Genomic DNA, 19109 nt, shown 5'->3' on the forward strand with positions numbered 1-19109 from the left:
AGCAAGGCATGCGCTGCCCGTCCGACATCTAAGCGGCATGGCGCAGGCATGGCAGCGCGTGGCTGCATCCTTGTTATTGTTATGCCTTGTGCAGACGATCAGATCGGGTAGTGACGCGGCCCGTTCTGCAAGGTGATCCAGCGCAACTGAGTGAATTGCTCGATCGATGCCTTGCCGCCGAAACTGCCGTAACCGCTGGACTTGACTCCGCCAAAGGGCATTTGCGCTTCGTCGTGAACCGTGGGTCCGTTGATATGGCAAATGCCCGACTCGACCCGCTGCGCCAGTGCCAGGGCGCGCCCGGTATCACGGCTGAAAATCGCCGCCGACAAACCGAACTCCGAATCGTTGGCCAGCTTCAGCAGCGCTTCATCCCCCTCCCCGCGCATCAGTACCGCAACCGGGCCAAAAGACTCTTCGCGGTACAGCCGCATGCTCGGGGTCACGCCATCGAGCAAGGTCGGTTGCATGATGCTGCCCTCAACCTGACCGCCCACCACCAGCCGTGCGCCTTTGGCGACGGCATCGTCGATCAGCGCCTTGATCCGCGCTCCTGCGCTGGCATCGACCAGCGAACCGAGCACCGAGTCGCCCGCTTCGGGGTTACCTGCACGCAAGGTCGCAACCTTGGCTGCCAGCTTGGCGACAAAAGCGTCTGCCACCTGACTGTCGACGATCAGACGCTCGGTGGACATGCAAATCTGGCCTTGGTTGAAGTAAGCGCCAAAGGCTGCCGCTTCGACCGCGGCATCGAGATCCGCATCGTGCAGCACCAGAAACGGCGCCTTGCCACCCAACTCCAGAAGTGCCGGTTTCAGGTGACGTGCTGCCAACTCGGCAACAATGCGCCCCACATGGGTTGAGCCGGTGAAGTTGACACGGCGTACCGCCGGGTTGGCGATCAGCCGCTCAACAATTGCCGGGGCATCGGCTGGGGCATTGCTGATGATGTTGACCACCCCATCACCCAGCCCGGCGTCCTGCAAGACCTGGCCGATCAGCCGGTGGACCGCCGGGCTCAGTTCAGAGGCCTTGAGTACCACGGTGTTGCCGCACGCCAGCGGCATGGCCAGGGCACGGGTAGCCAGAATCACCGGGGCATTCCAGGGCGCGATCCCCAGGATCACGCCACAGGGTTGACGCAAGGCCATGGCGAAACTGCCGGGCACATCGGAGGGGATCACTTCACCGTTGATTTGCGTGGTCATGGACGCGGCTTCGCGCAGCATCCCGGCCGCCAGCTTGACGTTGAAGCCATACCAGTTGGGCATGGCCCCGGTTTCCGGGGCGGTTGCAATAAACTCGGCGGCCCGCGCCTGCATCAGCTCGGCGGCGGCGAGCAGTCGCGTACGCCGCTCGTTGGGCGCCAGTGCGGCCCAGACAGGAAACGCCGCCTGAGCTGCCGCAACGGCGGCATCGGCATCTTCCAGGGTGGCGGCGGCCACGCGCGATACCACTTCACCGGTCACCGGGTTGCAGCGCTCGTACGTTCGGCCATCACGGGCCGGGCACGACTTTCCGCCGATCAGCAGGGGCACGTCCAACATGGTGATTCCTCTTTATTGTCGTTATCGGGAATTCATTTGCAGGGTGCAACCGGCGCACCCTGAACATCGTGATTAGCGCTTGTAAGCCTGCAGGCCGGGCTTGATGCTCTTGTCATCGAGAAACTGCTTCATACCCTGCTCACGCCCGCCTTCAGTATCCAGCAATCGCGATTGATCGAGCTTGGCGTACAGGTAGTCTTCGTTCTGTTCCCAGGTCAGTTCGCGGCAACGCTTGAAGCCATGCTTGGCCGCACGCAGTACCACCGGGTTTTTCTCCAGCAGGTTGCGCGCCAGCTCAATGGTGACTTCACGCAGTTGCGCCAGCGGCACGCTTTCATTGACCAGGCCCATTTCGGCGGCCTTACGCCCGTCAAAGGTTTTGCCGGTCATGATGTAGTACAGCGACTGGCGGTGGCCCACGGTGTCTGCCATAGCCTTGCTCACCAGATTACCCGGTGGAATGCCCCAGTTGATCTCCGACAGGCCAAAGGTCGCTTCATCGGCACAAATGGCCAGATCGCATGCCACCAGTGGGCTGAAGCCACCGCCAAAGCACCAGCCATTGACCATCGCGATGGTCGGTTTAGCGTACATGCGCAGCAACTTCCATTGCCATTGCGAGGCTTCGCGGCGGATTTTTTCCTGGAGGATTTCGGGACCGGCGTCCACTTCGCGGAAATACTCTTTCAAGTCCATGCCCGCCGTCCAGGCATCGCCCGCACCGGTCAGCACCAACACCCCAGCCTCGGAATCCTGTTCGAGGGTTTCCAGTACATCAATCATTTCGCGGTTCAGGGTCGGGCTCATGGCATTGCGCTTTTCCGGGCGATTGAGGATCACCCAGGCGATGCTGTTTTCGATTTCTACTTTGACGGTTTTCCAGCGGCCTTCGTACTTGCTCATGGCGATAGCTCTCTTGTTGTTCGCTTGAAGTTGAGTAAAAACTAACCGGCAAAATTAGTTATGTCAATTAACCATTAATTAAATTAACCAAATTTATTCCCTGCAAACGCACGTCAAACAAAGCAACGGTGGCTATCACCTTGCAATCGCGGCAAACTAGATACGTTTATTAACTTCATTCGCGCAAGGACCTTTTCTTTATGGCCAAGCCTGCCACCCCTGCCGACGTTCAGGAGGCCCTGCCTGCAACCCCGGACGCACAGGCCCCCTTGGACACCGCGCTGGACGAACTGATTGGCTATGCCATGCGCCGCGCCCAGCTCAAGCTGTTCCAGAACCTGATCGGCCGCCTGGCGACCCATGACCTGCGCCCCGCGCAGTTTTCGGCGATGGCTATCATCGACCAGCATCCCGGCCTGATGCAGGCCGACCTGGCCCGTGCGCTGGCCATTGAGCCGCCGCAAGTGGTGCCGTTGCTGAACAAACTGGAAAGTCGTGCGCTGGCGGTACGGGTCCGATGCAAACCCGACAAGCGCTCCTACGGCATATTCCTCAGCAAGACCGGTGAAGCGCTGCTCAAGGAACTCAAAGCCATCGCGGCCCAGAGCGATATCGACGCGACTTCGGCGCTGGATAGCGCCGAGCGCGAAGAACTGCTGCGGCTGTTGAAGAAGGTGTATCAGAACTGAGCAGTGTGCGATTAGTGGATACCTGTAGCCGCTGACGAGCCGTGCGAGGCTGCGTCCGGCTGCGCTGCAGTCGTAGTAATCCGGTTTCACGAGGGCTTCGCCCTCGAACGCAGCCTCGTTCCTTCGGCAGCGGCTACAGGTGATTACGCTGGGGACCTACCAGATCGGTAAGGTGTAAATCGCCAGGAAGCGGGTCTGGTTTTCATCGCGAAAGGCAGCACCAGTCGGGAAATCGTTGCGATAGATCGACTTTCGCGCCAGAAGCCCGAGGTTTTTCAGCGGCCCGCTCTGGATCACATAACCCAGCTCCATCTGAAATTCCCGCTCCTTGCGATCATCCGCATTCAGGGCCGCCAGCTCGATATTGTCACCGCGCACATAGCGCAGTCGCCCTTTCAAACCCACCAGCCCCACCGCCGTAAAGTCGTAGTCATAGATGGCTTGCCAGGTGCGCTCCTTGGCATTGAGGAAGTCCGAACTCATGGTCAGTTCGCTCATGCCCATCAGCTCGGTGCCGGAGATATAGGGCGTGGCCGTATCACCACTGGAATGCATATAACCCACGCTGAAGCGATGCGCGCCCAGTCGATAACCCAGTAACGCCGAAGCGTTGATATTGTCGACTTTGCCAGCCTTGGCGCTGCCCGCTTCATCACTGAAAAAACTGCGCACATCGGTAGTCAGCACACCGCCCCCCAGGGGCAGGTCATGCAGCAATGCCAGGGTGCTTTGCTTGTACAAATCCGCCACTTCGACATGGTAGGCGCGCAGGCTAAGTTCCTTGCTGACCTGATAATCACCGCCCGCGTAGGCCAGGTGCGAAGTTTCTGCCGAGCCCTTGAATCGGCCATTGGGCGAAGCAATGGTCATGGCCTGGTAATTGGTGGAGTCGCGCTTGTTGATGGCGTCGATATAGCCGGTGTTGAAGGTCAGGCCTGCAATCTCTTTCGAGCTGAGGATGGTTCCGCGAAAAGTTTGGGGCAGCAAGCGCGACGGGCTGGCAAAGGCAAACGGCAAGAAGATCGAGACATCCCCGGTCTTGAGCGTGGTCTGGCTAACACGCAGTTTGCCGGTGAAGGCCAGCCGCGAATACTCATCTGCGGCCTGCTTGTCACTGTTGACCGGCAACAGTTCGGTACCGCTGCGATCAGGCGAAGAGTCCAGCTTGACCCCCAGTAAACCGCGCACATCCAGGCCAAAGCCGACCGTGCCTTCGGTAAAGCCCGATTCCACATTGGCGATAAAACCCTGGGCCCATTCCCGTGCAGCGGTTTTGGCACCGCCGTCCTTGTAGTCGCGGTCCATGTAGTAGTTGCGCAGGGTCAGAGTGCCGTGGCTGTCCTCAATAAACCCCTGAGCCCAAAGCGGAGTGGAAAACAGGCTCAGGGCAAGGCACGAGAGAGGGAATAAACGAAGGGCGCTTTGGTTGAGCTTATGCATATTGAATGTCCATTTATTGTTGTTTTTGAACGAACCAGAACGCTCTTGTGGCGTTTCCTGGGCACGAGAATGTAAACAACTCATGGCAACGTCAATCATAAACAGCCGATAATCGAACGTTATGTTTATTATCTAGTTATGCATTCCGACTGGTTAAACAAGCTAAAACCTTGTTTTAAACGGCTTAAATGGCATTTTTATCCCATCAGTCATCACAGCTTCTTTTTTTAGTTATCTTTGTTAATCTTTATTTGGCTCGCAGAAAGCCCCCCTACAAAAACAATAATGAGGTTCGCCCATGAACACTCCACAGCAGCGTTCAACGCTGACAATCGCTTTGTGCTTCATCGTTGCGCTTATCGAAGGATTTGACCTGCAAGCTGCAGGCACCGCCGCTGCAGGCCTGCGCCAAACGTTCACCCTGGACCCGAAAATGATGGGTTGGGTGTTCAGCGCCGGGATCATCGGCCTGCTGCCCGGCGCATTCTTCGGTGGCTGGATTGCCGACCGGATCGGGCGTAAAAAAATCCTTGTCGCAGCGGTCATCCTGTTTGGCGTCTTTTCGTTACTGACCGCCTATGTAGACAGTTACTCACACCTGCTGTTGGTGCGCTTCATGACCGGCCTGGGTCTGGGCGCCGCCCTGCCCAACCTGATCGCCCTGTGTGCCGAAGCGGTGGACGAACGCCGTCGCGGCACGGCCATCAGCATCATGTACTGCGGCGTGCCACTGGGTGGCGCACTGGCTGCGGTGGTGGCGATGTTCTCCCATGAACACTGGCAAACCACCTTTATCATCGGCGGGTTGGCACCGCTGCTGGTGGTGCCGCTGATGATCATCCTGCTGCCCGAATCGCGGGTGTTCCGCCAGGACGTCAGCCAGGCCTCGCGCGTCTCCACCGGCCAGGCCCTGTTCGGTGAAGGCCGTGGCCGTTCGACCCTGGCGTTGTGGCTCAGTTACTTCTTCACCTTGACCGTGATGTACATGCTGCTGAACTGGCTGCCCACGCTGCTGCTCGACCAGGGCTTTAGCAAGCCGCAGGCGGGCATGGTGCAAATGCTGTTCAATATCGGCGGCACCTTGGGTTCCTTGCTCGGCGGGCTGCTGCTGGACCGCTGCAACCCGATCAAGGTGGTGCTGGCGGTGTATGCCGGTTTGCTTGCGTCACTGGCCGGGATTGGTTTTTCGGTGGGGATCGTACCCGTGGCCACGGCCGGTTTTGCGGTGGGCCTGTTTGTGATGGCGGCGCAGTTGGTGCTGTATGCAATGGCCCCGCCGCTGTACCCGACCTCAGTGCGGGCTACCGGCGTCGGTGCGGCTGTGGCCATCGGGCGTTTGGGTTCGGTTGCTGGTCCCTTGGCCGCAGGGCAGATCCTTGCCGCCGGGGCCGGTACTGCCGGTGTGTTGTTGGCAACCTCGCCGGGGCTGGTGATTGCAGCCTTGGCGGTGATTACGGTGATTGCCCGCGCCAATCAGGACCCGAGCCTGAAACCGGGGCTTTGTAGCCGCTGACGAGCCACGCGAGGCTGCGAAACCGTGGTTAAAAAACGGTCTCGGCCGCGTACCAGCGCTCTGTTTGTTTAGAGCATGCCGATCTCAGGATTCAAATCTTTGAATCCTGAGATCGCGGGGCTGTCTGTTATTAAGGTTCGACGCACTACAATAATCGAATCTCAAGGAAGACCCGCCATGCCATCCTCCCCTCCCAGCCAGGCAAAGGGCGTCTTCGGACTGTTCTGCCTGGCCAGCTACCTGTTGTCGGTGTCTTATGGCAGCACATTTTTATTGGCCATGATGCTCAGGGCCCACGGCGGCAGCGAGTCGGATGCGGGCACAATCATCTCGGTGGCCATGCTCAGTACCTTTATGGCAGTGATTTTTTCCGGGCACCTGACCGACCTGTTCGGCGCACCCAAAGCGATTGCCGCCGGGGCGCTGCTGCTGGGCGCAGCCTGCCTGGGCTTTGCCAGCGTGCCAGGGTATGGCGCAGCAGTGCTCGTGTTCGGCTTGTTACTGGGGTTGGGCTGGGGGGTGTTTTACACCCTTGGGCCAATCGTCGTGGCCATGCTTATCGAGCCCACGCAACGGGTTAAATACTTCGCCTTGCTGTCGGGCAGCATGATGAGCGGGATCGGCACCGGCCCCTTGCTCGGGCGCGCGGCCCAGGGGTTGGGTTACCCGGTGGAGTCGGCGTTTCTGGTGGCGGCGCTTGCCAGCCTGCTGGGCGGCCTGATGTTTATCGCCATCGGCCCGAAAATCAAACACCAGCACAGCACATCCGGCCCGGTCACCGTGTGCAAAATCACCCCCCGGGCTGCGGGGTTGGTGCTGCGTTCCAAAGCCGTGCTCGCGATTATCATGGTCGGGCTGGGCGGAGCCATTTTTGGCGGGCTATCGAGTTTTCAAACCTCTTATGCCGCGCTCAACCAGCTGGACTACTCACTCTTCTTTTTGGGCTTCATGGGTGCAGCGATCTCCTGTCGCCTGTTGATTGCAGGCTTTATCGTCAAGCGCGATCCCTATGTCATGGCTTGCCTGCTGACGGCTTTGATCGTGGTTTCGGTGCTGATGCTGATGTTCTTCGTCAGCAGCGGCATTACCTATTTGCTGGCCGCCGTTGTGCTTGGGGTTGGCTACGGCCTGACGTATTCGGTGATCAATGGGCTGGCGGCCAACGAGGCGCCTGCCGGGTATACGCCGCAGTCGCTGGTGCTGTTCAGCCTGGCGTACTTTATCGGGGTGTTCGGGTTTCCCTGGCTAGCCGGGCAGATCATCGTCAACTACGGGATGCCTGCCCTGCTTTGGATCATTCTGGCAGTTGCTGTGTGCAACTGGACGATTACCCTGGGGCGCCTGGTATGGCGGCGTACTACCAGACTGGCACCGGGCTGTCCGGTGCAACACGCTGGTATCCGCTAAGGCTGTTGCCGAGCCACCCGCTCCTGCGAGATCAAACGCTCGGCCAGTCTCAGCATGCCTTCCGGGCCACCGGCACTTTGATCAAACCGGTACTTGCGATCGACGATCAGTACCGGCACCCCGGTAACACCATATGCACGGACTTTCTGTTGTGCATCAATGACCCTGGCCTGTACTTCATCGGAGGCATAAACCTTGATAAACAGCGCCTTGTCGATGCCATGCCCCAGCAAAAAGTCGCCCATTTGATCGGGGCTCACCAGTTTTTGGCGATGACGAATCGCCTCAAACACGGCCCGATGTACCGATGGCTCGGCCTGCATGACTTGCAAGGTCAGGAAGAGCCGGCCGTGGATATCCCAAATGCCGCCGAACATGGCAGGGATACGCTCGAATTTCACATCTGCAGGCAAGGTTTCAACCCAGGGATTGATGGTGTTTTCCAGGTTGTAGCAGTGCTGGCAACCATAGGAAAAAACCTCGACCACCTCGATTTGCGTGCCTTCGAGCTTCTCTACGGGGGGCGATAATTCGATGTACTGATTAGCCGCTACCGCGATGCTTGCGCCCAGAGCGCCTGAAATTAAAACCGCACACAAAAAACGTACCGTGAATCCGTAAAACATGAGTATCCCTTAGCCTTGCAGCAAGAAGCGTTGCAGGGGCTTGTCCGCCAAAATCACTTTCAGCAATACAGCACCCCCCATGGGTTTGTGAAACCAATAGCCCTGGGCCGAATCAACGCCCAGATGTTGCAAGTGCGCGCACTGCGCTTGTGTTTCGACCCCTTCGGCGACCAGTTCCAGATCCAGAGATCGGGCCAGGGCCGCGACACACTCGATGATGCGAGTCTCTTTTACCCCCTGGGACCTGGCGACAAACTCCGCATCCAGCTTGATCTGACTGAAGGGCAAATCGGCCAGACGCATAATTGACGAATACCCTGTACCGAAGTCATCAAGGGACAGCTTCAAGCCGTGTTTAATCAGCGTGGCTATGTTTTCGACACACTCCGCATCAAGGTCCAGGCCCTCTTTTTCGGTGACTTCAAGGGTGATTTGATTGAGCGGCACCCCGGCCTTTTTGATCTGCCATACCAACGCTTCGGCAAAACCACTATCGGCCAGTTGACTGGCTTCAATATTGTAAGAGAACACCAGCGACTCACCGATGGAGTACAGGTACTTGTGCAACTTCAACCCCTGGGCAAGCAGGCAAGAGAACAACTGCTGGTGAAGGTCTTCGTTACTGATCAAATGCAGGAAGAACAGAGGCGACAACAGGCCATGTTGAGAATGCTTCCAGCGGGCCAATACTTCCACTCCGAGGATTTTTTGCGTGGCAAGGCATACTTTTGGCTGAAAATAAGGAATGATTTCTTTCTCATCCAGCGCGCGCAGCACCTCGAGTTCACACATCAACTCAGCACGCAGGGCCGTCGATGAAATCGACTGACCATTATTTGTTTGAACTTAATTATCCCCGCCCACAACGTGTAAATTCACCACCCCGCAGCATGGCTGCAATGCAGTCATTCGAGGCCTGCGAAAAAAAACAACAGCCCCAAGCTCCTGCACAGGAATCACCTGCGGAAAAATACCAGCCTATCGTCTTGCTCTTTGACGCAACATAAGACAATTCTTGAATAGCTCGCCGAGCGGTCTTGTTTGACCGCTCAAGAACGCGCCAGCAACTATTATTTATACGTCACACTAAAAGCCGCCTTGGCATTCGCCACACCCGGTTCCGGCCCCATTGGGCTGTCACTGGTCTGGATATAGCGGGCTTTCAAATCAATACTCATGCTAGTTCCCTTTACTTGTGCAAGGGGCACATCCTCATTGAGCTTCAAGGCCGTGACCCCGTCTTTACGCATGATTTGCACCGCCACGCCCTTGGCGGTTGAATCTGTGGTCAGGCCCACAATACCTCTGGCCGCATCAATAATTGCCGAACCGCCAGCGCCCTCAAACTTTATATTCACATTGGAATTTTCATAAAAGTTCCAGGACTGGTCTGTCGGGTAAGTACCGGCAACACAACTGGTTAACGGAATGGAGAAGGCCTTGCTGTCAAGATAGCTGTCCTTGCCTTTGAACTCACGGCGCTGAACACTCCCCATGGGCACATCGATATACGTCTGCCCTCCGGGGGAACTATTGGGCAAGGAGCACTCGGAGCGGATAACAGAACCTGTAACAAAAACACTAAACAGAACTTTACTGCCCGAATAAAACCTCACGGCAGACGTACCATTTACCAGCTTGGTCGTGCCAACAGGGATATCATGACTTGTTTTAACCAAGGTAAACCGGACAACAGCGGGAAAACTAATCACCCCATTCAATTGGGTCATTCGAATGGTAAAGGGTGAATAACTGTAGTTACCAGACACTACTTCCCACCCTTTCAATGCTAACCATCTGCTCTCCACGATCATTCCAACGCCTGGAATATTGGTTTTGAAGACTGTCCCATCGTGTAAAAGGGCAGGAACTTTAATGCCCGGCACAACGGGCCAATTTGCCAGGGTGGAGAGAGTATCACCGCGATTACATCGGAGACTACCCGAGAAGCTATACGTATAACTTTTACTTGCCGTCCCTATCACCGAGCCTATTGGCGCATCACGAGGAACATAGTGGCTACCCATATCAAACGTCGGAAACTCGTTGTCAAAGTCAGCCGTACAGTCAGCCCGCGCAACACCACTGACTAACACACAAACCCACACCATCGCGAGACTTGTCACATAACGTTTATCTACACCGATAAACTTCATAAACACCCAACCTGCATAAATACGTCTGTATCCATACCCTAAAGAACAATCCGTGTTCGAGCACCCTGCACTTTCTTGAAAACACACAAGAACGGTCTTGAATTCACTCAGTGGCTTATATCAATGCCCCCAAACCACCGTTTAACTGACATGGTGAGCATTTGCGTCGCTATACTGCCACTCGCTTTTTTCAGTCATATTTGCGCGAGTGGATTTATGAATAAAACCATTATCATCGTCGACGACCACCCTATTATATGCAGTGCAATCAAGGCGATGCTGGAGCGCAATGGCTTTGACGTGCTGGCCGAATCCGCCGACGGTATCGATGCACTGAGCAAAATTCGCGCCTTGGCGCCAGAATATCTGTTGCTGGATATCGGTATCGACGGTCTGGACGGACTCTCGGTGCTACAACGTATTAATGCCGAACAACTGCCCGTCAAAACCATGGTGTTCACCTCTAACCCGGCCAACACCTATGCCTCCCGTTGCATGCAAGCCGGGGCAGTGGGTTTTATTAATAAAAACGCCAGCCTGGATGTGCTATTAAAAGGACTCAATACCCTCGCCGAGGGGTATCTGTATTTCCCCAGAGAAGTCCTGGCGCACTACCGCGAATCGGATCAAAAAGCGGATAACACGCAGCACCAACTGACCGATAAAGAAGTAATCGTGCTGCAATTGCTGGCCAAGGGCCTGAGCAATCTTGAAATTGCCGAAAAGTTGCATTTAAGCAACAAGACCATCAGTGGGCACAAAATCAAAATCCTCAGAAAGTTCGGCGTGCGCACCAATATCGAACTGGCCAGCATCGCCAAAGAACTGAACCTGTTGTGAGTATCAGTCCATGAAGCGCAATTACCTGGGCATGACGCTGGCCGCGCTGCTGTTGATCGTACTGGTCCGTCATTCCTTTGCGATGACCGCTACTGCCGTCCAGCTGTCCAACGTCGGGCAAAACATCGGGTTTAGCGCGCCAGTCACTGAGCAGGAACACCAGTGGATCGAGGGCAAAAAAGTCGTCCGTTTGGGAGTAAGCAGCCCCAACTTCCCGCCTTTCACCATTACCACAGCCAAGAATGAGCTCGAAGGTATCTCCGCCGACAACTTGTACGGTCTGCAGAAAAAACTGGGTATCCACTTTGACATCCTGCGCTTCGATAATCGGGCGCGGGCCTTTGATGCCTTGAGGCGAGGCGAGATTGATCTGGTCGATGCCGTCACACCGGCCGAGGCCAGGGAGTACGGCTCCGGGCTGACCGCCGAGTACACGTACACCCGTGTCGCTCTTTACTCAAAGACCGGCAGCCTGTTGAGCCTGGACCTGAAGAACCCGGCATCGGTTATAGCGACCACAAAAGACGGATTTGTCAGCGACCTGGCATTCTCAAAATTTCGCAACACCACGATCAAAAGCTACCAGTCACCCTACGAAGCCATTGCCGCTGTGCTCGACGGTTCTGCAGAGGCCTATCTGGGTGACACCGTCAGCACCAGTTATCTGATCAACCAGACCTTCAACAATCAGTTGGTGACCAATCTCACTGTTGAGAACACCGACACCCCGATCAGTTTCGGCGTGATGCCAAGCAACCATGTTCTTGAAACCATCATCAGCCGACAACTGCGTACCCGCAGTCGCTGCCAAAAAGTGGATATGGTTAACTGGTGGGTGTCGACGCTCAAATGTTACAACGGCGAATTCCTGCACCTGTTGAGCGATGAAGAAAAAGCACTGCTAAGTCGCAACACGACGTTCAAAATAGCGGTCAGCGAGGATCTGGCGCCTTATGCGTTGTTTGACACCAGCGGTCAGTTTGGCGGTTCCATGTCCGACTTTCTGGAGTTGGTACGCCTGAGTTCCGGCCTGAATTTCGAAGTCATCAGAACCCGGTCGGTTCACGACGCCCAGGTGTTGCTCGACAATGGCAGCGCACAGTTGAGCATTCTGTCCGAGACACGCTCGCGGGATAAAAAGTACCTGTTTACCCAGCCCATCATCACCACCCCATATACCGTGATTACCCGCACCAGCGACTACGACAATTTCGACCTGAGCGACTCTAACCTCAAAACAATTGCACTACCCCGCTCGGACGCGCTTGAAGAGTTTATCAAGCAGCGCTATCCGAACCTGAACCTGATCTCCACCGACAATATCGCCGATGCCTTGAATATGGTCCGGGACGCAAAAGCCGATTACACGGTGACCTCGGCCAACCAGGCCCGCTACTACTTGTCTTATAAGTATGAAAACACCCTGAAGACTTCAGGCGTACTGCCTGGGGTCAATGCCCTGATCGGGGTTGCCGGCACAATGGACAATCCGCAGCTGATTTCCATCATTGAAAAAGCCCTGATGAAAATATCGCCCAATGAAGCCGCGGTTATTGCCGGGCGCTGGCGGGCCAATGCAGCAACCGACAATATTTAGCAAATTTCATTTTTTTAAGACTCAATAGGAGGGAGTAGTTGCCTATTCCTTAAGGCAAAACAACTGTACCGCATACCATCCTATAAGATGAGCAGCCCATTCTCGAGAATGGCCGAGACGGTTCTTGTTCAAGGGCAAGATATAACTACGGGATAATTAAAGACCTGCTATCAGATCTAATAACAGGCTACTTAACATTTAGGCGTGGTTAATAGTACGCACTATCCGAATACAAAAGATTGAACTTTGATCGGACGGAAAGTTTTGCAAGAGGTGATACTGGCGACGATACGCACACATGTAGCCGCTGAGGAGATACCTCAAGCGTGGGAGCGAGCCTGCTCGCGAAGATTATTCGCGAGCAAGCTCGCTCCCACTGGGGCTTGACCTGGAACAGAGTATCTACACGATTTCGGGGTTTACGTACCGCTTTTGACCTTGCTCCACACCCGTGTGCGTACCCGCTCAAGTTTCAGCGGCAACGGCTCTAGCGGGTACAGCGTGTCCATCACCTGTTGGCCAGGGTAGATCTGCGGATTGTCGCGGATCTTCGCGTCTATCAGCGCTTTGGCATCCTGGTTGGCATTGGGGTACTTGAGGTAGGTGGAGGTCTGTGCAATCACCTGTGGGCGCAACATGTAGTTGATAAACGCCAGGCCCTGCTCCGGGTTGGGCGCATCGTTGAGCAGCACCATGCTTTCAACCCAAATCGGCGCCCCTTCGCGGGGGATGCTGTAGCGGATGGTGCGGCCGTTGCCAGCCACTTCCGAAGCGGTTTTGGCGTCCTGCACGCCGCCTGCCCAACCCACCACCGCGCAGACGTTGCCATTGGCCAGGTCGGTGATGAATTTGGATGAGTCAAAGTAGCGAATATATGGCCGCAAGGTCAGCAGCAACGCCTCGGCTTTCTGGTAGTCCTTGGGGTTAGTGCTGTTGTAAGGCAGACCGAGGTAATGCAGGGCGATGGGGATTATTTCACTGGGGGCGTCCAGCATCGCCACCCCACACTGGCTGAGCTTGCTCAGGTTCTCGGGCTTGAAAATCAGGTCCCAGGAATCAACCGGTGCATCCGGCCCCAGGATTGCCCTGATTTTGTCGACATCATAACCAACCCCCGTGGTGCCCCACAGATAAGGCACGGCATAACGATTACCCGGATCGTTGCTTTGCATCTTGGCCAGAATGGCCGGGTCAAGGTGCGAGCGATTAGGCAACTTCGAGGCGTCCAGTTCCTTGAGGACCCCAGCCTTGATCAGGTTGGGCAACAGATCACCGGTAGCCACAACAACGTCATAACCACTGCGACCGGCCATGAGCTTGCTTTGCATCACATCGCTGTTGTCGAACACGTCATACATGGAGCTGATGCCGGTTTCGGCCTGGAAGTTTTTCATCGTGTCCGGGGCGATAAAATCGTACCAGTTGTAGATGTTGACCCTGGGCTCAGCCGCAACGGCGTTCACGGCACTGCAACTGAACAGCGCGGCCAGGGCCAGGCGCATAACGGGCTTGGAATTCATGTGCAGGCTCCGATCAACAATTCGCGACGACCGTCGGCATGTTCGAGCTGCTCGCCCGAGAGCAACAAACGGCGATCCTTGAGGTAGTCGTAATCACGGCGGGCGGCCTTGAGCTGATCGAAATCCAGCTCGACAACATGCCGTACTTCTTCGCGGCCGGCCTCGAACAGCACATGCCCGAACGGGTCGACCACCATGCTGCCACCCGCGAACACCAGCCCGTCATTCCCGGCCCCGACGCGATTGACCATCACCGCAAAAGCCTGGTTCTCCTGAGCGCGGGCCATGATCGCGGTGCGATGCACTGGGCCGTAGGGGTCCATATTGCCATTGGTGACGATGATCAGCTCGGCACCCAGTTGTGCCAGGGCACGGCTGGTTTCCGGCAGTTCGATGTCGTAACAGATCAGCAGACCCACCCGAACGCCCTTCCAGAGCACAGTGCCAAAACGGTCGCCGGGGCAGAAGTCGCCACGCTCGGTTGGCCACAGATGCGTCTTGCGATACTGCAGTGCGATCCCTTCGGGTGTCACCAGTACCGAGGTGTTGTAGAAACTGCCGTCATGCACCTCAGCAATCCCCACCACCACACTCACACCCCGCTCACGCACAGCCTGCAATACGGTTTGCAGGGTCGGACCGGTCAATGGTTCGGCAACCTGCGCCAACTGCTGGCCACCGACAAAACCGCTCAGGTGGGTCTCCGGAAACACCAGCAAATCGGTATCGTGAGCACAGGTGGCGATGGCATTCAGAGTGCGCAACAGGTTATAAGCGGTGTCGCCGTCATGGCCTTCCAGTTGCACCAATTCAATTTTCATCTCGGATCCTTGCAGGGAGGGATGAGCCGAGTATGGTGCGCGGCATAGCGCCAATATATGACTTCGATGGGGTAACACCCAGTGGGTAGTGAGATGACTCTGACGTTGCAGGATGTGGCCTGGCATGACGCGATGGGCCGGGTTATTGAAACCCTCGACCAGCCCGGTTTCTGGACGGCGCTGGTGCGCTTGCTGGGTCGGTATGTGCCCGTGGATAACTGGGTGGTGCTGATTTACAGCGCAGGCAAACCGCATGTACTGGCCGAATCCCCCGGCGCAGACGGTGGCATGGATTCGCTGTTTCAGGACTACCTCAAGGGCCTGTACCTGCTGGACCCGTTTTACATCGCCAACCGCGAATCACCGCGCAGCGGGTTATTCCGCCTGCAGGACGTGGCCCCGGAATGCTTTGAGCAGACCGATTACTATCAGCGTTATTTCCGCCTGAATATCGTCACCGACGAGGTGCATATCAATGTGCAACTCGACGACGAACGCACCCTGAGCCTTTCAGTGGGCAGCCAATGCCGCTTCAGCCTGGAGCAGACCGCGTTGCTGGGGCTGGTGCAACCGTGGGTAGCCGCACTGATGCGCCAACGCCTGAACTTTGAGCGCGAACCCAAGGAGGCGCCGGAGCTGACGCCCAACTGGCAAAGCCGCCTGGAAGCAGCCACTGAGCAGTTGACTACGCCACTGACCGCACGGGAAATGGAGGTCGGCCTGCTGCTGCTCAGCGGCTGCTCGAACAAGGAAATCGCACGCAAACTGGCGATTTCGGCCGAGACGGTGAAAGTGCATCGCAAGCACATGTACAGCAAGTTGGGGATCAAGTCACAGTCCGAACTGTTCTCGTTGTTTTTACAGGCGCAAGAGTAAAAAGCACCTACCGTTGCCCTCCCTCGCAGTGTAAGTTGAGAAATGTTTTGTTTCATTTAACGCCCATTTCTAACCAACTGCCTGCAAAGGAATGCCCCACACAATGGATTTTTCACTCAAGCAACTGGCTGCTGCAACCTTGGTGATGGCCAGCCTCACCGCGTTCAGCAGCACTGCATACGCCACCCTCACGCCGCAACAGAGCGCGGTCATCCTCAAGACTTTCAACAACGCGCCGGTTACCGACTTCAGGCAGTTTCTGGGAGCTGTAGCCAAAAGCGAACTGGCCAAAACCGACAATCTGGAGCCAACCATCAGTGCCTTTATCGACCACAAGGCACTGACCGCTGAACAGCAGAACGAAATCTACCGTCTGCTGGGCCTCTACACACGCCTGAAATACGGCCAGGCGGCCACCGAAACCCTACGTGAACTGGTTGCCATTCCGACCGTCAACGTGGACGGCGTGCCCCAGTACGAGAACCCGCAATTTCTCAAGATTGCCGACAAGATCAAGGACCTGGCCAAGGCCTTTAACCTGAATTTTCGCAATATCGACAACCGCGTCTACGAAGTATCCCTCGAAGGCAGTGGCGATGAAGTAGTCGGCATTCACGCCCACGCCGACGTAGTACCCGTGACCCCTGAAAACTGGGTGCTCAAGGACGGGACCAAACTCGATCCGTTCAAGGTCACACTGATCGGCGACCGTATGTACGGACGCGGCACCGAGGATGACAAAAACGGCATAGTGGTGGCGATGTACGCCATGAAAGTGATCAAGGAAGAGAAGCTGCCACTGGCCAGGAACTTCAAGCTGCTGATCGACACCACCGAAGAAACGTCCGGTGATGCCATCCCCTATTACTTCGAACACAACCCGGTGCCCAACTACAACCTGGCGCTGGATGGCGGCTACCCAGTGGTCATTGCCGAAAAAGGCTACGGAACCGTCATGGCCAGCTTTGCGCGACGTAACGCCGAAGGTCAGGGCGCAGAAATCATCTCGCTCACGGGCGGCATGGCAACCAACCAGATTCCGTCGACATCGATCGCCACCCTGGTCACCGACAAACCGGACGAACTGGCCGCCAGTCTGAACAAGGCCGGTGCTGAATATGTACGGCGCAATGGCGACAATTTCGAGGTGAACGCCAAGATAGTCGGCAAAGATGTGGTGCTGACGGTGACTGGGGTTTCCGCGCACTCCTCCGAGCCCGAATCCGGGATCAACCCGGTGGCCCGGATGCTTGATTTCATCAGCAGCGTTGACGGCCAGATCGCCCTCAAGCACAACCACATTACCGACGCCGCGCACTATGGCGCCGACAACTGGGGGCTGGACTACGAGGGTGGCAAGCTGGGGATCGGTTTTGCCGATGCGTTCATGGGACCGCTGACCACTTCACTGACCTTTGTCGGGCTGGATGACAAGGCACTCAAGCTGGCGGTGAACCTGCGCGTACCCAAGGGCAAGTCGCCTGAAGCACTCAAAGCGCAAATCGCCGAAAAACTGGATGCCTGGAGCAAGCGCAAACAAGTGCCGGTGACCTTTGCCTACACCATCGCCGAGCCGATGTATCGCAACCCCGAGGGAGAGTGGGTCAAGGCCCTGCTGGCCGTAGCCAGCGAGAACCTTGGCATGGAACACAAGTTCGGTACTTCGGCGGGTGCGACGTCGGTGCATGAACTGCCTAACGGCGTGCAATTTGGTCTGGCCATGCCCGATGTCAAGTACACCGGGCATACCGACAACGAGTTCAAGACTGTAGAGCAGTTCATGCTGGACCTGCAGATCGTCACCGAGATGATGGCCCGCATCGGGCAATTGCCGAAACTCTGAGGGTAAATATCCGTAGCAGCTGCCACAGGAACGAGGCTGCGTTTGACGGCGTAGCCGTCGTAAAAACTAAACTTGCGGTCTATCAGTTAGACCGAGGATTCAGGATTTACGATCGCTTCGCAATCGAACGCAGCCTCGTTCCTGCGGCAGCTGCTACGCAAGTTTGATATTCGGCTTCCAGCCCACCTGCTTCAAGGCTGCCAGCAAACGTTCGGGCTTGAGCGCCAGCACGGTATTGCCGCACCCTGACAGGTCTTCAGCGCCAAGCATGGCATTGAGAATCGCCTCTTCAACCGCATCCGCCGCTGCTACAAACAGCGGCGAGATGTAGTCGTTGTTGACCATCTGCAACGCCGTGGTCGGCTCGCCCGGATGGCCGAAATTGGCCGCTGGCAGATTGTTGTTGCCCACCGCGAAGGCAATGAAAATATCGCCGCTGGAGTCTTCCGTTCCCCCACCCACCCGCGCCAGCCCGACGCTGGCACGCTGCGCAAGACGGGTGCATTGGTGCGGCAACAAGGGTGCATCGGTCGCAATAGTAATCACGATTGAACCCATGCCCGGTACGCCAACATTAACCGCGCCTTTAAACGGCGACGGCACGTCATCCAGCACTGTACCGACCGGGTACCCACCCACCCGCAAGGCTTCACGTACGCCGTAGTTGGCCTGCACCAACGCGCCCACGGTCCAGCCACCCTGCTCCGGGTTCAAGACCCGTGAAGACGTGCCGATCCCGCCCTTGAATTCGTGACAGATCATCCCCGTACCACCACCCACATTGCCTTCCTGCACCGGGCCGGACTTTGCGTCCTGCAGTGCCAGGTGCAGATGCTCTGCAGTAACGTGCTGGCCCCAGATATCGTTCAGCGTACCGTCGTAGGTTTCCAGCACCACGGGCATGCACCAATAGGTGTGTTGCTTGCCCAATTCGCGCTCGGCCGAAACCAGAGCATCGCGCACCACGCCCACGCTGTGAGTGTTGGTATAGGCGATGGGTGAAGTCAGCAACCCTGCCTCGCGAATCCACTCCAGCCCCGTGGCATCACCGTTGCCATTGAGCACATGCATGCCCGCAAAGCACGGTTGCAGATGCGTCGCACCGGCCCGTGGTTCAATCACGGTCACACCGGAATGGATGGAAACCTCATCGGTTTCAACATTGAGGGTGTGATGACCCACTCGCACACCGGGCACATCGGTGATGGCGTTGTACACGCCCGGAGTGCCCGAACCGATGGTGATGCCAAGCTCACGGATACGCATGGTGCTGTTCTCGTCGTTCGATAAAGTGCCCCCAGTGTAGAAACCCGGCAAGCACTTGACGATAA

16 protein-coding genes are annotated in these 19109 nt (G+C 56.6%); 7 read left to right on the plus strand and 9 right to left on the minus strand.

Going from position 1 to position 19109, the window contains the following annotated elements:
• Window positions 1–98: 98 nt before the first annotated feature.
• Both V6L79_RS16830 and V6L79_RS16835 read right to left on the minus strand, forming a co-directional pair.
• Window positions 99–1547, minus strand: a complete 1449-nt coding sequence (locus tag V6L79_RS16830) for an aldehyde dehydrogenase (RefSeq protein WP_261738453.1) — start codon at window positions 1545–1547, stop codon at window positions 99–101.
• A gap of 72 nt (window positions 1548–1619) precedes the next feature.
• Window positions 1620–2450, minus strand: coding sequence for a p-hydroxycinnamoyl CoA hydratase/lyase (locus V6L79_RS16835; protein ID WP_261738454.1), 831 nt, complete (start codon window positions 2448–2450; stop codon window positions 1620–1622).
• Window positions 2451–2650: 200 nt separating this feature from the next.
• Between V6L79_RS16835 and V6L79_RS16840 the strand changes: the two genes are divergently transcribed.
• Window positions 2651–3139: a MarR family winged helix-turn-helix transcriptional regulator gene (locus tag V6L79_RS16840; protein WP_261738455.1), complete on the plus strand. Its 489-nt coding sequence runs from the start codon at window positions 2651–2653 to the stop codon at window positions 3137–3139.
• 156 nt (window positions 3140–3295) lie between these two features.
• Here V6L79_RS16840 and V6L79_RS16845 read toward each other — a convergent pair whose 3' ends face one another.
• A complete protein-coding gene (locus tag V6L79_RS16845; RefSeq protein ID WP_338579217.1) occupies window positions 3296–4579 on the minus strand; it encodes an OprD family porin in 1284 nt (427 codons plus the stop codon).
• Window positions 4580–4877: 298 nt separating this feature from the next.
• Here V6L79_RS16845 and mhpT point away from each other — a divergent pair, with 298 nt between their 5' ends.
• Together mhpT and V6L79_RS16855 are read left to right on the plus strand one after the other, a co-directional pair.
• A complete protein-coding gene (mhpT, locus tag V6L79_RS16850; RefSeq protein WP_261738457.1) occupies window positions 4878–6092 on the plus strand; it encodes a 3-(3-hydroxy-phenyl)propionate transporter MhpT in 1215 nt (404 codons plus the stop codon).
• Between the two features lie 177 nt (window positions 6093–6269).
• Window positions 6270–7499, plus strand: a complete 1230-nt coding sequence (locus tag V6L79_RS16855) for an MFS transporter (protein WP_338579218.1) — start codon at window positions 6270–6272, stop codon at window positions 7497–7499.
• On the opposite strand, the gene V6L79_RS16860 is transcribed toward V6L79_RS16855, so the two are convergent.
• The 3 genes from V6L79_RS16860 to V6L79_RS16870 all read right to left on the minus strand — a co-directional run bounded on the left by V6L79_RS16860 (window position 7496) and on the right by V6L79_RS16870 (window position 10281).
• A complete protein-coding gene (locus V6L79_RS16860; RefSeq protein ID WP_338579219.1) occupies window positions 7496–8125 on the minus strand; it encodes a thiol:disulfide interchange protein DsbA/DsbL in 630 nt (209 codons plus the stop codon). The genes V6L79_RS16855 and V6L79_RS16860 overlap by 4 nt on opposite strands.
• Window positions 8126–8134: 9 nt before the next feature.
• Window positions 8135–8917: an EAL domain-containing protein gene (locus tag V6L79_RS16865; RefSeq protein WP_338579220.1), complete on the minus strand. Its 783-nt coding sequence runs from the start codon at window positions 8915–8917 to the stop codon at window positions 8135–8137.
• A 278-nt stretch (window positions 8918–9195) separates the two neighbouring features.
• On the minus strand, window positions 9196–10281 hold the full coding sequence (locus V6L79_RS16870) for a fimbrial protein (protein ID WP_338579221.1): 1086 nt from the start codon (window positions 10279–10281) through the stop codon (window positions 9196–9198).
• Between the two features lie 216 nt (window positions 10282–10497).
• Between V6L79_RS16870 and V6L79_RS16875 the strand changes: the two genes are divergently transcribed.
• Both V6L79_RS16875 and V6L79_RS16880 read left to right on the plus strand, forming a co-directional pair.
• Complete coding sequence (locus tag V6L79_RS16875) at window positions 10498–11121, plus strand: response regulator transcription factor (protein WP_261738462.1); 624 nt, start codon at window positions 10498–10500, stop codon at window positions 11119–11121.
• A gap of 10 nt (window positions 11122–11131) precedes the next feature.
• Window positions 11132–12718: a transporter substrate-binding domain-containing protein gene (locus tag V6L79_RS16880; protein ID WP_338579222.1), complete on the plus strand. Its 1587-nt coding sequence runs from the start codon at window positions 11132–11134 to the stop codon at window positions 12716–12718.
• A gap of 419 nt (window positions 12719–13137) precedes the next feature.
• On the opposite strand, the gene V6L79_RS16885 is transcribed toward V6L79_RS16880, so the two are convergent.
• Complete coding sequence (locus V6L79_RS16885) at window positions 13138–14238, minus strand: polyamine ABC transporter substrate-binding protein (protein ID WP_261738466.1); 1101 nt, start codon at window positions 14236–14238, stop codon at window positions 13138–13140.
• Entirely contained in the window at window positions 14235–15059 is an 825-nt protein-coding gene (locus V6L79_RS16890) for a carbon-nitrogen hydrolase family protein (protein WP_338579223.1), read from the minus strand. The genes V6L79_RS16885 and V6L79_RS16890 overlap by 4 nt, the downstream gene beginning before the upstream one ends.
• 93 nt (window positions 15060–15152) lie before the next feature.
• Between V6L79_RS16890 and V6L79_RS16895 the strand changes: the two genes are divergently transcribed.
• Both V6L79_RS16895 and V6L79_RS16900 read left to right on the plus strand, forming a co-directional pair.
• The gene (locus V6L79_RS16895; protein WP_321833408.1) at window positions 15153–15935 is read left to right on the plus strand and encodes a LuxR C-terminal-related transcriptional regulator; all 783 of its coding nucleotides are present in this window, start codon (window positions 15153–15155) and stop codon (window positions 15933–15935) included.
• A 103-nt stretch (window positions 15936–16038) separates the two neighbouring features.
• The gene (locus V6L79_RS16900) at window positions 16039–17778 is read left to right on the plus strand and encodes a dipeptidase (protein WP_338579224.1); all 1740 of its coding nucleotides are present in this window, start codon (window positions 16039–16041) and stop codon (window positions 17776–17778) included.
• Between the two features lie 153 nt (window positions 17779–17931).
• Here the strand turns inward: V6L79_RS16900 and V6L79_RS16905 are convergent, their stop codons facing one another.
• Window positions 17932–19044: a P1 family peptidase gene (locus V6L79_RS16905; RefSeq protein ID WP_338579225.1), complete on the minus strand. Its 1113-nt coding sequence runs from the start codon at window positions 19042–19044 to the stop codon at window positions 17932–17934.
• Window positions 19045–19109 lie beyond the last annotated feature (65 nt).

Origin of the sequence: Pseudomonas sp. ML2-2023-6 (assembly GCF_037055265.1) — a bacterium.
Lineage (GTDB): Bacteria > Pseudomonadota > Gammaproteobacteria > Pseudomonadales > Pseudomonadaceae > Aquipseudomonas > Aquipseudomonas kulmbachensis.

Bases quoted from the DNA above. Each gene is read 5' to 3' on its own strand.
- V6L79_RS16830 (WP_261738453.1), bottom strand. From the start codon at position 1,547: ATGTTGGACGTGCCCCTGCTGATCGGCGGAAAGTCGTGCCCGGCCCGT.
- V6L79_RS16835 (WP_261738454.1), bottom strand. From the start codon at position 2,450: ATGAGCAAGTACGAAGGCCGCTGGAAAACCGTCAAAGTAGAAATCGAA.
- V6L79_RS16840 (WP_261738455.1), top strand. From the start codon at position 2,651: ATGGCCAAGCCTGCCACCCCTGCCGACGTTCAGGAGGCCCTGCCTGCA.
- V6L79_RS16845 (WP_338579217.1), bottom strand. From the start codon at position 4,579: ATGCATAAGCTCAACCAAAGCGCCCTTCGTTTATTCCCTCTCTCGTGC.
- mhpT (WP_261738457.1), top strand. From the start codon at position 4,878: ATGAACACTCCACAGCAGCGTTCAACGCTGACAATCGCTTTGTGCTTC.
- V6L79_RS16855 (WP_338579218.1), top strand. From the start codon at position 6,270: ATGCCATCCTCCCCTCCCAGCCAGGCAAAGGGCGTCTTCGGACTGTTC.
- V6L79_RS16860 (WP_338579219.1), bottom strand. From the start codon at position 8,125: ATGTTTTACGGATTCACGGTACGTTTTTTGTGTGCGGTTTTAATTTCA.
- V6L79_RS16865 (WP_338579220.1), bottom strand. From the start codon at position 8,917: ATGTGTGAACTCGAGGTGCTGCGCGCGCTGGATGAGAAAGAAATCATT.
- V6L79_RS16870 (WP_338579221.1), bottom strand. From the start codon at position 10,281: ATGAAGTTTATCGGTGTAGATAAACGTTATGTGACAAGTCTCGCGATG.
- V6L79_RS16875 (WP_261738462.1), top strand. From the start codon at position 10,498: ATGAATAAAACCATTATCATCGTCGACGACCACCCTATTATATGCAGT.
- V6L79_RS16880 (WP_338579222.1), top strand. From the start codon at position 11,132: ATGAAGCGCAATTACCTGGGCATGACGCTGGCCGCGCTGCTGTTGATC.
- V6L79_RS16885 (WP_261738466.1), bottom strand. From the start codon at position 14,238: ATGAATTCCAAGCCCGTTATGCGCCTGGCCCTGGCCGCGCTGTTCAGT.
- V6L79_RS16890 (WP_338579223.1), bottom strand. From the start codon at position 15,059: ATGAAAATTGAATTGGTGCAACTGGAAGGCCATGACGGCGACACCGCT.
- V6L79_RS16895 (WP_321833408.1), top strand. From the start codon at position 15,153: ATGACTCTGACGTTGCAGGATGTGGCCTGGCATGACGCGATGGGCCGG.
- V6L79_RS16900 (WP_338579224.1), top strand. From the start codon at position 16,039: ATGGATTTTTCACTCAAGCAACTGGCTGCTGCAACCTTGGTGATGGCC.
- V6L79_RS16905 (WP_338579225.1), bottom strand. From the start codon at position 19,044: ATGCGTATCCGTGAGCTTGGCATCACCATCGGTTCGGGCACTCCGGGC.